The following is a 12905-nucleotide window of genomic DNA, read 5'->3' on the forward strand; positions in this document are numbered from 1 at the left end:
AGTAGATGGGATTAATAGCGCCAACATATTTGTTATTAAGTATCTTTTTATTAGTAGTTATCGCTTTTTATTTATTTAGAAAAAAATATCAACAGCAAGTGATTCCATCGACACTGTTATGGCAACAAGTGATGCAAGAGTGGGAAGCATCTAAATGGTGGAGGAGGTTGCAGCGTCACATCCTGCTATACCTACAACTGCTAATCCTTTCCATGATTATTATCGCTTTAGCCCAACCGTATTTTAATGATTCAGCAATTGAAGGGGATCACATTGTTATCGTGGTAGACACATCAGCATCAATGAGTGCTAAAGAAAAAGATGAAAGCCGTATTGATATAGCAAAAAATGAGATTGTAAAAATGATAGATAAATTACAAGCTCAAAAAGTCACAATTATTGGGTCGGGTAAGAAGCCGGAAATTTTATTATCACAAGATCCGAATAAGCAAAACATCCTTAAAGTGATTAGTGATTTACAATTGTCTTATGAGAATGCTAACATTGCTGAAGCAATTCAGTATGGAGCTGCGTTATTAGCAGATGATACAGGTGAAATCCAAGTTTTTTCTGATTCGGTTTTGGAGGAAGACATAGCTACAATGTTTGTTGACGAGAGGATTGTTGTAAATAACATCGGTACTTCAACAAATAATATTTCTTTAAGATCTTTCGGTGTCGGTGAAATTGGTGATGAGATAAGGGCGGTTGCGTCAGTAGCAAATGATTCAGCGAGTAAGGTAATATTTACAATAAATATTGAGTCGAATGGTAAGCAATTGCATACATCAAAGGAAGAAATTGAGCCTAAAACAATACGTGATATTCAAATTCCTCAACTGCCTGAATACGATTATTACAAAGCAACAATTAATGTAAATGATGATTATCAGCTCGATAATAGCAGTGTTGCTTTTATGAATATAAATGATGACCCAACCGTCAATCTAATAGGTAATGTGAGTCCATTTATATCTAAAGCACTCGTCAATATGAGTAAAGAAGTAGTTCAAGCAGACAGTGTTGATGACCTCACAGACAGTGAAGAGGGAGTATATATCGTAAGTAATTTACCTGAGGACAAATGGCCCGATGGTCCGTTAATGATTCTGTCACCTACCTTAGGTGGTTCTTATGAAGTAAAAGAAAAAGTACAACTTGAACAAGCAATTGAAGTGAAGAGTAATGATCCATTATTTCAATTTGTTAACATGAATAATATTTACGTTCAAAATGCGTACCCACTTGAAGGTTTAGGACTATCTACAATTGCATCAAGTGGTAAAACGGATCTTATTAGTAAGGGCACATATGAAGGACATCCTATTATTTTCTTGTCCATGGATATCGAAGATTCAGATTGGCCTCTACATGCAAGCTTTCCGATCTTTTTATATAATGCGGTCACTTATTTAACTGAGCAGAATTCTCAACTAGGTTATTTTTCTCCTGGTGAGGTAAGAGACGTTTCTTTATCGACGGATGCGTCAAGTCGTTCTATTCTTAATGAAGATTATGAAGTAGTGAAGGAAATGACTATGGATGATGGGGTTTTAGCAGTTCCAAATGAACCTGGAATTTATAGGTTTATTGAACGCGGTGAAGATGGACAGAAGGAAAAGTTATTTGCAGTCATCTTAGAAGAAAGTGAAAAGAAGATGGTGTCTTCAGAAAGTTTTGTCTTAGCTGAATCTGACTCTAAAGCTGAAAACAATACAAGCAAACGGCATAATGTCGCTTCATACTGGTTTATATTAATTGCCACTATGATATTAATTGTGGAATGGGAGGTGTACCGACGTGGGATTAGAGCTTAAGTATCCTCTCCTGCTCTTACTATTTATACCTGCAATTATGACGATTGTGTTATTTGCGAAAGACAAAACACAGCTAGGTAAGATTGAAAAATTGTCTGTTATTACGCTTAGATCGATCATATATACATTATTAATCCTTGCCTTGACGGTACCGACTATATTATACCCAATTAATGGAGTGACGACTGTATTTGTCGTCGATCGTTCTGCAAGTGTTGGCCAACAAGAAAATAAGATGGTTGGGGCTGTGGAGGATGCGGTAGATAAGAAGGAAGTAGAGGACCGCTATGGTATCGTATCTGTTGCTGATAATGCATCTGTAGTTCGTTCCATATCAGAAAAACCGTTAAATACGACGCAGTTGCCTGTTATGGAAAAAACAAATTATACAAATCTAGCAGAAGGTATTCAACTCGCTTCGTCTATGCTGTCAAATGCAGGAGGCAGGGTTGTAGTATTAACAGACGGGAATGAAAACGTAGGTGATGCTTTGCAGGCTACGAAATTTGCAGCTCAACAAGGTATAGAAATTGATGTAATGCCATTTGCACCGGCAACTAAAACTGATGTAGCGATAGAAAGCCTTGAAGTACCATCTACATTATATGTAGGGGAGCAAGCAAAGCTAAGTATAGATATAGAAAGTAATCAAGATTTGAATGCTACTCTACAAATCACGAAAAACAATGAACAAATTATTAGTGAAAAGATTGATGTAAAGCAAGGAAGAAACAGTTATTCTTTTTCACATATCGTAGATTCTACTACATTGCATTCATATAAAGCAGAAATCATTGCAGAAGGTGATGAAGTACAACAAAATAATGCTGCCCATGCAGTTGCTAGCGTAAAAGGAACACCAACTATTTTGATCGTTGAAGGCAACGAAGGTGATGCGGATAATTTAGCAAACGCGATTAATTCAGCCAGCTTGAATATAGTAGAAACAAAACCAGAGTTATTGCCTACCAATATTGCTGCTTTGCTACAATATGACTCAATCGTCTTTGCTAATGTTTCAGCTACAAAGGTCAGCCAATTACAAATGGAAATGATTAAAACGGCTGTAAATGATTTCGGTGTTGGCTTCATCATGACAGGTGGAATGGAAAGCTTCGGTCTTGGTGGATATTTTAAAACACCGATTGAGGATATTCTTCCTGTGGATATGGAGCTTAAAGGTAAACAAGAAATGCCGTCCTTAGGAATGGCTATTGTGTTAGATCGTTCAGGAAGTATGGCAGGTTATAAAATGGACCTTGCTAAAGAAGCTGCTGCACGAACGGTTGAATTATTAAGAGATAAAGATACTCTTGGTTTTATCGCATTTGACGACAAACCATGGCAAATTGTTGAAACTGCACCCCTAGATGATAAACAAGAGGTAGTAGATAGTATTCGTTCAATTCAGGAAGGTGGAGGGACAGCTATTTTTCCCGCTTTACAGCAAGCGTATGAACAATTAACTCCTCTAGAGTTAAAACGAAAACACATCATTTTATTAACAGACGGTCAATCTGCAACGAATGCTGACTATAACTCATTAATATCTGATGGATTAAATGACAATATTACGATTTCGACTGTTGCAATTGGCTCAGATGCAGACCGAAGATTACTTGAATCTCTAGCAATGGAAGGAAATGGGCGTTTCTACGATGTCGCTGATGCCTCAACAATTCCTAGTATATTGTCTAGAGAAACGGCTTTGACTACTAGAACATACATTGAAGATAATCCTTTTTATCCTACACCAATTGCAGGTACAAGTGTATCGCAATTGTTTGGCGAGGGCATTCCGAAAATGAATGCTTATATTGCGACGACAGAAAAGGGAAGGGCTGAAACAGTTCTTACATCTGAAAAGGGTGACCCAGTGCTAACTCGTTGGAAATCCGGTTTAGGTAAAACAATAGCTTGGACGTCTGATCTAAAAGGTGAATGGGCAGGAGCTTGGCCAGCATGGAATGAGTGGCCTGTTATGTGGAATGATCTAATTACATGGACGTTACCTACATTTCAACAGGATGCATATGATGTTGTTCAAACTACAAATGGCAAAGAAGTAGTACTAACGATTGAATCAGCCGACACAGATTTATTGCCATTAGAGAGCAAGCTTGTGGACGACCAGGGTTCAGAGGTTGATGCAGAGGTACGTAGTATAGCTCCAGGAAAGTATGAAATGAGCTTTACTGCTGAACCTGGAATTCATTATTTGCAATTAATGAAGCGTGAAGGAGAAGAAATTAAGAGTACTTTTAACAAAGCTATAGTAGTTCCATATTCAAAAGAGTTTGAAGTAAAAAAAGAAAATGATCCATTACTTCAAGACATTGTAACGGTTGGGAATGGTAAGGTAATAGAAAGTCCTGAACATGCATTTCGAGCGTTAACAAATAAAAATGTGAAAAAGCAAACGATTGAAGAATTATTATTGTTGCTAGCCTTCTTCCTTTTTATTATAGAAATTGCTATAAGAAGATTTGGTATACAGCCGCTTATTGCCAAGGTAGCTACCATGCGCTCAAACCATCAGCATGAAGCTGCTGCCAAAAATGAAAAAATAGAAAAAACGTTCGGAAGATTACAAGAAAAGAAAAAGGTATCTACACATCGTATTCATCAAGTAGAGACTAAAATGACTATTGATAAAAATGTAACAAAGAACGTTAGTAACAAGCCTATTTCTAACGTTAAGCAAAAGGATAATAAGATTCTCAAAAATAATGGTGATAATAAGGCGAACAGTAAAGTTGATCAAACCGATGATCATGAGGCTCGGCTAGATCGATTATTAAAAGCAAAAAATAAAAGACGTCGTTAATTGTGACAATTTAGTGTCTGTGATATTTCTTTCTTTACGTTTAATAGTACAATATACTATCTTTAATGTTGGAGTATGGTGTATTTTTCTATTATAATCAAAATGGTTGAAAAAATTGACTGTATGAGATGGGCATTTTTACAGTCAATGCGAAGAAAGGAACAAATTGTATGACAAAAAAATATCTTGTACTTATCACAATGTCATTATTATTTATCCTAGCTGGATGCGGGAATGCTGAATCAGATAAGGCTGCAATACCTAATCAAGTGAAATATCCTGTTGAAGATTTTACTTTTACTGACCAAAATGGCGAGCCATTTGGGCTTAATGATTTAGAAGGGAAAATCTGGGTAGCTGATTTTATTTTTACTAGTTGTACGACAGTATGCTCTCCGATGACTGCAAATATGGCAAGGTTACAACGTATGTTAGAAGAGGAAGGAATAGAAGGCATTGAATTCGTATCCTTTAGCGTAGACCCTGAAGTGGATGCCCCCGAAATACTAGAGGAATATGGGACGAAGTTTGATGCGAATTTTGACAACTGGCATTTTTTAACTGGTTATGAGCAAGGTTTTATCGAAGAGTTTGCAAAAAGTAACTTTAAGACATATGTCCAAAAGCCGAAAAATGAAGATCAAGTTATACATGGTATCGACTTTTATTTAATTGATCAAACCGGTACAATTATCAAGTATTATTCAGGAGTAACAGATACACCATATGACGAAATCGTTTCGCATATTAAAGTGCTGCAATAGATTAAGGGTGTATTAGTAAATATTAACATAACGTCGATGGTTCATTTTATGGGTCATCGACGTTTTTGATTAACCTACAATTTAGGGATGAATAAATTTAAGTTGTATTCCAGAAAAAGAAGGAATTTGTCTTGTCCATGTCAAAGTAAATAAGACCTTCCTACATTCCTAAATTACCAATAATTTTTCATATGAATGCTACATGTTACAAATTACAAGTCATAAACTAATGATACTTAACCTATATCGTAAAGCTTGAGGGTGTTGTCATGAAATTCAGGTTTTGGATAGTATGTATTAGTTGCTGCTTGTTATTAGGAAATGATCATACTTATGCAGAGATGAGTGAAGCAGATGTAATAAAGTATGAAGCAAGAAGAGTAAAAGCCGCGTCAAATGGCGTTGTTTCTCTCGTTGCACTTGGAGACTCTGTAACAAAAGGTGTTGGAGATAGCTCTGGAATGGGTGGGTATCCTGGCTTTTTGAAGGAATTATTAACAAAGGAAAGTTATGTACATAAAGTTACAGTGAATAATTTCGGTAAAAGAGGCTTGCGTAGTTCGCAATTATTAGAGCTCGTTAAACAAAATGAGATTATTCACTCTTTAAAGAATGCAGATATAGTGGTAGCTTCGATAGGTGGCAATGATATTATGAAGGTGGTTCGTGATAACTATTTCGAGCTCACTATTCCGATGTTCGATAAGCAGCAACAAAACTATGAAAAAAATATAGGTGAAATATTAGCAGCAATAAGAAGTGAAAACCCTTTTTGCATTATCGTGATCATTGGGCTATATAATCCATTTAGTGTTTGGTTTGATAATTTGGAAGAAATAAATATAATTATGCGAAAATGGGATGAAGTAAGCAAACAAATTGCTTTGGGCCACAAACAGACCCTTTTTGTGGAAATTGGAGATTTATTTGAAAAAAATACGAAAGCGTTACTAAATAATGATTATTTTCATCCCAATACAGTGGGGTATCAACTAATTGCAGAAAGAGTGTATGATAGCTTAAAACAACGCTATCAACAATTTCAAAGAAATTTCTAAGCTAAAATTTAAGTAAGTAGGGATTATGATGAAAGAACATTATTGGAAGTGGCTTTTTTTAGGACTATTGACAATAAATATAATTGTTGTTTTTTATGTTAGTTATTTAATCATGCAGTCGGATGATCATGTCCGATTAGAAGAACGATCTACAACAGATGATGAATATTCTGAATTTTTGATAAGAACGAACAAACAAGAACTTAATGAATTAATCAACTATAACATTAAAAAACAATCGAAAGATCAACCAATTGAATACGAGGTGATCTTAGGAGAAACTGTTGAGTTAATAGGAACGGTTTCAATGTTTGGGAAAAAAATAAATATGGTAATGGACTTTATTCCCGATCTGCAGGAAGATGGTACGATTGTTTTACAACAACAATCAATGTCAGTTGGGAACCTCAAAATACCAGTATCCGCTATATTAAAATATATTAGTGACCACTATCCTATACCAGATTGGATTACTATTCAGCCTTCTCAGAAGCTTATAAATGTTAACTTTAACGAATTACAGATAGATGATGAAGGAATGAAAATGAAGTTTAATAAATTTGACTTAGCAAATGATCATATTGAGATGGTTTTATTATTTCCAGCTATAAAATAAGTGTAGTATCGAAACTCACTTGTCACAAATTGCTAAAGGTTATTTTCGTAAACATTGAATTGTTATCAAAGAAGTACTTATAAAAAGTGTTTTACATTGTTAGTCCTCAATATACAGTAGAAAAGCTGCTACGCACTCTAATGTGTAGGGATTACTTCTTAATATGAAAAACATCAATCAATGCGAAAGCAGCCTTATTAAAGAAATTTTAGTGCAACCCCCATAAACTGCAAAATATTAGTCGAAACATATGTTAAAGAGTAAATCGACGATATTTTATATTGGAGGGAGCTTGGAAGATGCAAGTAAAAGGACAATTCCACAATTATATGCAAGGAACGTTTAATGACATCATTGCAGAAATAGATAAGTTAGCAAATTTTGCGAAAAATCCAAATGTACTTAATGAGATAGAAATTGAGAAATTAGAACTGAGTTTAAAGCAAAATGTTAAAGCCATTGAATATTTAACAACAGAACAACAATGAAATCTTCCTTCATATTCAAGGTTTATGAACAACAATAGGTGGGGAATTTACCCCACCTATCATTTATTGTTGTCTTCATTTGTAAAAGGTTTTGTTACAATCTGTGTTGCTTATATTTTTGCATATGTCGCTAAAAGGTTAATTTTCCGATCATTAACATAGAAAAAATAGTGACATGAAATCCATTAGTAAACAAATGGCTTAAAAAATTTAATTAAAACCCCGTACATGACCGTTCATTTCTTCCCTTACTTTTCTACTAATAGTGTAAGAGAGTATGCCCAAACAAACTAGTTATTTTTTAAACGCCGTACTTCATCTTCCAATTGGTTTATCCGCCTGTTTAACCGATAAAAAATTGGAGCATATACAATCGCAATAAAGATAACAATACCCCAAGACAAGTATCATCACACCTTTGTTAATTTTTTGTATCATTATAGCATTACTACCGAATGATGCCAATATGTGTAACTGCTAAGCAATTTATAGGATTAAAAATAATCATATAATTTTCTGATTTTCTAATAGGGATTTTATTTACCTAGTTATTGAATTGTCATGAAGAAAAGAGGCAACATTACCTTTATTATTTTCAACCCATACTATCGTCTCTAATAGACTATCGTACATATGCTGCTTCATTTCCTCATATTTGGATGTTGACATAATACACGTAACAGTACCGTCACCGTTATCATTTATCTCAATAATCCCATCAGAAGCTATTAATTCAATCTCATTTTCTAGGAATAATGCAATTGGTAATGTTATTTCTACATGTAGTGATCCTTTGTTCAGGTCAACCGGATCTTTTTCAGCTCCTGATATCACAACTTCTGTTACATTGTTTTTCTCTGACTTTGATTCATCCGATTGACTACTACAAGAAGATAAATAAATGAGAATCATAGCAAGGTATAATAACTTTTTTCTAATGACTTCAATACCTCCTTTTTAATTAGTGCATCTTACAATAATGACATAGGTCGTATTTGTTATATTTTCTTGTGAAAAGGACCTATCAATACGAAAATAGTTCAAGACTTAGAGCTAAACAAAATTATTGACCTCTAACTATTAAGGAGAAGTTACGTCATATATCATTTAATAATCGTAGAAAAACTCGATAATCGCTTTATTTTTACAAGCTTAATCTTTTGCATTTTCTTATAAAAAAAATGTATTATCAGTTACATACAATTGAAAGGTGTGATTAGATGAGAAATAATGAATTAGCTACTTTTGCTGGGGGCTGTTTTTGGTGTATGGTTAAGCCTTTTGACGAGCAACCTGGCATTAACAAATTAATATCTGGTTATACTGGTGGACATAAAGAAAATCCAACATACAAGGAAGTATGTTCTGAAACAACAGGTCATTACGAAGCAGTTCAAATCTCGTTTAATCCAGAGGTTTTTCCGTACGAAAAATTGTTAGAATTATATTGGATGCAAATTGATCCTACAGATGCTGGTGGACAATTTCATGACAGAGGGGATTCGTATAGAACTGCTATCTTCTATCATACAGAAGAACAAAAGAAATTAGCAGAACAATCAAAAGAAGACCTCGAAAGAAGTGGAAAGTTTAAACAACCTATCGTAACAAAAATTTTACCTTCAATGACATTTTATCAAGCTGAAGAATATCATCAAGATTATTACAAAAAAAATCCGTTTCGCTATAAAATGTACCGACAAGGCTCAGGGAGAGATACATTTTTGAAAAAACATTGGCGAGACACAAAAAAAGATGAACAATTAAAGCAAAGGTTAACTCCAATTCAATATGAGGTTACACAAAACAATGGTACAGAACCACCCTTCAAAAATGAATATTGGGATAATAGGCAAGAAGGGATTTATGTGGACATTGTCTCAGGTGAACCACTATTTAGCTCTCTCGAACAATTTGATTCAGGTTGTGGTTGGCCTAGCTTCACTAAACCAATATATGAAACAGGTGTCAAAGAAGATATGGATGTAAGTCATAATATGGTAAGAACTGAAGTGAGAAGTAAACAAGCAGACTCTCATTTAGGGCATGTTTTTGAGGATGGTCCAGGCCCTAACGGTTTACGTTATTGTATTAATTCAGCTGCACTAAAATTTATTCCAAAGGATGAGCTAGAAGAACAAGGCTATGGTGATTTTAAGAGACTATTCAAAAAATAAAGTCTCTGCTTGTTTTTTACAAAAATTTAAGCAGTTTTCATCAATATATAAGATAAAAGACAAGATGACACGAATGAAAGCTGTCCACGTAATCATTTTTAATTCGTATAGTATCAACCTATGCATTTACAGACAATAAAAAATACAATCGCTTAACGGATAAAACCCCATCAAAAAGATAGGGACTTATCTGTTAAGCGCATTCTTATGAACTTTAATATAAACTTTACATATCATTTTAATATTTGTTAATAATGAATAAGACCGCATTGCTTTACTCATCTATGACTATTGTGAGGTAAATACTATGACGATCGTTAGACTTGGATATGTTGCAATGAGCATGGAACTGACAAATTCCTCTCCATCAAAAACAATGACCTTCTCACAATTTCAGAAAATACAGGATCGAGAGGCAGCATTGCATAAATTGGAACAAATATCACAGTTAAATTTAAACAACACTTTCAAACATTTAAAACATAATGTTGCATCTGATGTTCATTTTTATCGTTTCACTTCACGGCTAATTCCATTAGCAACCCACGAAGAGCTTGTTGATTGGAATTTTTTACAGCCATTAAAATTGTTACTGCGTGATATTGGAAATTTTGTCAACAAGCATCAAATGAGGATCGACTTTCACCCTGATCATTTTGTCATTATAAATTCTCCCAAAAAGCACGTCTTACAAAATTCATTAAAAACTTTAAAGCTTCACTTTATACTACTAAAGGCAATGGGAATTGATATAACTCACCGTTGTGTCATGCATGTTGGAGGTAACTATAAGGAAACGGAAAAATCACTTGAACGATTTGTAGATAATTGGATGGTTGTACCAAGAGCAATTCAAAAAATGATCATGCTTGAAAATGATGATACTTCATTTACAGTTGATGATACACTATATTTATGTGAAAAACTAAATATTCCACTCGTCTTCGATTATCACCATCACCTCGCACACCATCAGCAAGAAAGTTGGCAAATGAACTGGCAACGTATTGTGAATACTTGGGAAACATCACCACTCCCAATTAAAATGCATATTTCAAGTCCGAAAAGCGAAACAGCTTTTAGGCATCATGCAGATTATATTGACCTATCAATGTTCATGCGTTTTTTGAATGAGATAAAAGGTAGCATTCCGCAAATTGATTGTATGATTGAAGCGAAAAGAAAGGACGAAGCATTGTTTACAATTATGGAACAGTTAAAGATGGTAGAACAAATTGAAATAATTGATGGTTCTACATTTTACATGAAATAACAGCGCTCTTTCTTATAGTTTGTTGTTTTTCTTGCTTAAATTTGAATTAGGTATCTTGATGATATAAATCTTTATAATCATTAGAGAAGAAAAGATTACTCAAAACGTTAGCAATATGCGTATTGGAATCTTATTATGAAAAGCAGCAAATAAGTAAAAACAGCCAATAACAAATAGCTACAGCATTAGACCTACTATATGTGATGATAGAGGTCTATTTTTTTACTTACAACGATTGAACAGACCCTAGATACTTTAGATAAGAAAACTAACTTTACTATAAAAACATTATGTAAACAAGATGCTAACCATCTTCATTTTAAACATAATACAAAGACGAGTGGTGATCATTTTGCATGTATTTCGTCGTATATACTTCATTTATAAATCAAATTTTAAAATAAAAACTCATAAAAAACTGTTTTCCCTTTGAGTATATTTATCGTACTTTGAACAACTAGCTTTTATTGCAACATAGGTAAAAAAATTGAAACAATGTGTTATACAGTCTCCAAACTAGCCTAGTGCATATTGAGACAGCTTTTCGGTCATGATAAGTATGGTAGGAGTTTGGTTTGTTTGGAGGTATATTTATGCTTAACAATGATTATGAAATTAAATTAATTTATGAAGCAAATGATGCAGAAATAGACGAGAGAAATAAAAGAGTTATTGAAAGTAAGAAACAAGTGCCTTTTAAATCTAGAAAGAACAAGCGTCGACAAGTTTAAGGTAGCTTGCTTTCAAGCAAAATAATTTGACTCAGATGGAGGATGAAACATCTGAGTTCGTTTTTACTATCTATTTAAGGATCTAATAAAGAATATGTTGTTTATTGTAGTTCTTAAAAAAATAAAAAAATAATGTTATAAGGGCGTGGAGTATGGTGGAAAATGATTGTCTCATTATTGGAGGAGGAATAGCAGGACTTCAAGCAGCAATCCAACTAGGTAGATATAATCATCGTATTACAGTCATTGACAATAACCAAGGGAGGTCTTCAATATGCCGGTGTTACCATAATATATTGGGCTGGCCTCATGGTGTAAGTGGAGAGAAGCTTCGTCAATTAGGTAAAGAGCATGCGATAGGCTTAGGAGTTTGTTTTATCAAAGACAAAATAGTAGATGTAAGGAAGCAGGATGAGCTATTTGTGTTAATCGGTGAAAAGGGGGACTCATATAAAGCAAAAAGAGTGTTGTTTGCAACAGGTATTGTTGAACGGTTCCCCAACATTCCTAAACTTGTACCATGTTTAGGGTTAACGGTTTATGTGTGTCCGGATTGTGATGGATACGAAGTGACAAATAAAAAGGTTATAGTTATAGGTTCGGGAAATGTTGGAGCATCTCTTGCGATAACACTTACATACTGGTCGGAAAATATTGTCTATGTAAACCATGGCAAAGAAACTATCAAACAATCACTATTGAGCGAGCTAAGTGAACATCATATCACATTAGCTAATGAAAGTATTACGGAGATTATAGTACAAGGGGAAGGTCAGTTTTCAGGAGTTCAATTTGGTAACGGAGAAATCATTATGGCTGATCGAGGCTTTATTGGCTTTGGAGGTAATAAAGTGAACAGTGACTTAGCATACAAGCTAGGAGTAGAACGAATGGAGAATCATCATATCGTCACAAATCATCGCACAAAAGAAACAAGTGTTAAAAATATATGGGCTGCAGGTGACATCACTATACATTCTGAACAAGTAACGCTAGCGATGGGGGAGGGTGCCCAAGCAGCTATTTGGATCCATAAACGTATTTTTGAAGAAAGGTGAATTTTATCTTATTAAACATTATTTAATATAAGTTACTATCCTCCGAACAAATGTTATTTTAGCCTCTTATATGACAAAATGATTGTTGAAGCGATT

11 protein-coding genes are annotated in these 12905 nt (G+C 34.2%); 10 read left to right on the forward strand and 1 reads right to left on the reverse strand.

The genetic code is table 11. The features are described 5' to 3' along the window. The first annotated feature begins 5 nt into the window (after nucleotides 1-5). The 6 genes from JM172_RS20560 (at nucleotide 6) to JM172_RS20585 (ending at nucleotide 7570) form a co-directional block, all read left to right on the forward strand. Nucleotides 6-1817 carry a vWA domain-containing protein gene (locus JM172_RS20560; protein WP_214484251.1) on the forward strand — a complete coding sequence of 604 codons (1812 nt, stop codon included), beginning with the start codon at nucleotides 6-8 and terminating at the stop codon, nucleotides 1815-1817. Next, nucleotides 1801-4644: a VWA domain-containing protein gene (locus JM172_RS20565; protein WP_214484252.1), complete on the forward strand. Its 2844-nt coding sequence runs from the start codon at nucleotides 1801-1803 to the stop codon at nucleotides 4642-4644. The genes JM172_RS20560 and JM172_RS20565 overlap by 17 nt, the downstream gene beginning before the upstream one ends. A 170-nt stretch (nucleotides 4645-4814) precedes the next feature. Beyond that, nucleotides 4815-5408, forward strand: coding sequence for an SCO family protein (locus JM172_RS20570; RefSeq protein ID WP_214484253.1), 594 nt, complete (start codon nucleotides 4815-4817; stop codon nucleotides 5406-5408). A gap of 269 nt (nucleotides 5409-5677) precedes the next feature. Continuing rightward, entirely contained in the window at nucleotides 5678-6466 is a 789-nt protein-coding gene (locus tag JM172_RS20575; RefSeq protein ID WP_214484254.1) for an SGNH/GDSL hydrolase family protein, read from the forward strand. 28 nt (nucleotides 6467-6494) lie between these two features. Beyond that, nucleotides 6495-7082, forward strand: a complete 588-nt coding sequence (locus tag JM172_RS20580) for a YpmS family protein (protein ID WP_214484255.1) — start codon at nucleotides 6495-6497, stop codon at nucleotides 7080-7082. A 299-nt stretch (nucleotides 7083-7381) separates the two neighbouring features. Continuing rightward, complete coding sequence (locus JM172_RS20585) at nucleotides 7382-7570, forward strand: hypothetical protein (RefSeq protein WP_214484256.1); 189 nt, start codon at nucleotides 7382-7384, stop codon at nucleotides 7568-7570. Nucleotides 7571-8110: 540 nt separating this feature from the next. Here the strand turns inward: JM172_RS20585 and JM172_RS20590 are convergent. Continuing rightward, nucleotides 8111-8482, reverse strand: coding sequence for a hypothetical protein (locus JM172_RS20590; RefSeq protein ID WP_214484257.1), 372 nt, complete (start codon nucleotides 8480-8482; stop codon nucleotides 8111-8113). Between the two features lie 308 nt (nucleotides 8483-8790). On the opposite strand from JM172_RS20590, the gene msrA reads away from it, so the two are divergent. The 4 genes from msrA (at nucleotide 8791) to JM172_RS20610 (ending at nucleotide 12809) form a co-directional block, all read left to right on the forward strand. After that, a complete protein-coding gene (gene msrA, locus JM172_RS20595) occupies nucleotides 8791-9747 on the forward strand; it encodes a peptide-methionine (S)-S-oxide reductase MsrA (protein ID WP_214484258.1) in 957 nt (318 codons plus the stop codon). A gap of 307 nt (nucleotides 9748-10054) precedes the next feature. After that, nucleotides 10055-11020, forward strand: coding sequence for a UV DNA damage repair endonuclease UvsE (uvsE, locus tag JM172_RS20600; RefSeq protein WP_214484259.1), 966 nt, complete (start codon nucleotides 10055-10057; stop codon nucleotides 11018-11020). A 593-nt stretch (nucleotides 11021-11613) separates the two neighbouring features. Continuing rightward, nucleotides 11614-11751: a hypothetical protein gene (locus tag JM172_RS20605; RefSeq protein ID WP_214484260.1), complete on the forward strand. Its 138-nt coding sequence runs from the start codon at nucleotides 11614-11616 to the stop codon at nucleotides 11749-11751. A 152-nt stretch (nucleotides 11752-11903) separates the two neighbouring features. Beyond that, nucleotides 11904-12809 carry an NAD(P)/FAD-dependent oxidoreductase gene (locus JM172_RS20610; protein ID WP_214484261.1) on the forward strand — a complete coding sequence of 302 codons (906 nt, stop codon included), beginning with the start codon at nucleotides 11904-11906 and terminating at the stop codon, nucleotides 12807-12809. Nucleotides 12810-12905: the final 96 nt, after the last annotated feature.

The organism is Bacillus sp. SM2101, from assembly GCF_018588585.1.
GTDB classification, from domain to species: domain Bacteria; phylum Bacillota; class Bacilli; order Bacillales; family SM2101; genus Nanhaiella; species Nanhaiella sioensis.

Excerpts from the sequence above, each read along its gene's own strand:
- uvsE (WP_214484259.1), top strand. The coding sequence starts at position 10,055 with ATGACGATCGTTAGACTTGGATATGTTGCAATGAGCATGGAACTGACA.
- JM172_RS20605 (WP_214484260.1), top strand. The coding sequence starts at position 11,614 with ATGCTTAACAATGATTATGAAATTAAATTAATTTATGAAGCAAATGAT.
- JM172_RS20585 (WP_214484256.1), top strand. The coding sequence starts at position 7,382 with ATGCAAGTAAAAGGACAATTCCACAATTATATGCAAGGAACGTTTAAT.
- msrA (WP_214484258.1), top strand. The coding sequence starts at position 8,791 with ATGAGAAATAATGAATTAGCTACTTTTGCTGGGGGCTGTTTTTGGTGT.
- JM172_RS20590 (WP_214484257.1), bottom strand. The coding sequence starts at position 8,482 with ATGATTCTCATTTATTTATCTTCTTGTAGTAGTCAATCGGATGAATCA.
- JM172_RS20575 (WP_214484254.1), top strand. The coding sequence starts at position 5,678 with ATGAAATTCAGGTTTTGGATAGTATGTATTAGTTGCTGCTTGTTATTA.
- JM172_RS20560 (WP_214484251.1), top strand. The coding sequence starts at position 6 with ATGGGATTAATAGCGCCAACATATTTGTTATTAAGTATCTTTTTATTA.
- JM172_RS20580 (WP_214484255.1), top strand. The coding sequence starts at position 6,495 with ATGAAAGAACATTATTGGAAGTGGCTTTTTTTAGGACTATTGACAATA.
- JM172_RS20570 (WP_214484253.1), top strand. The coding sequence starts at position 4,815 with ATGACAAAAAAATATCTTGTACTTATCACAATGTCATTATTATTTATC.
- JM172_RS20610 (WP_214484261.1), top strand. The coding sequence starts at position 11,904 with ATGGTGGAAAATGATTGTCTCATTATTGGAGGAGGAATAGCAGGACTT.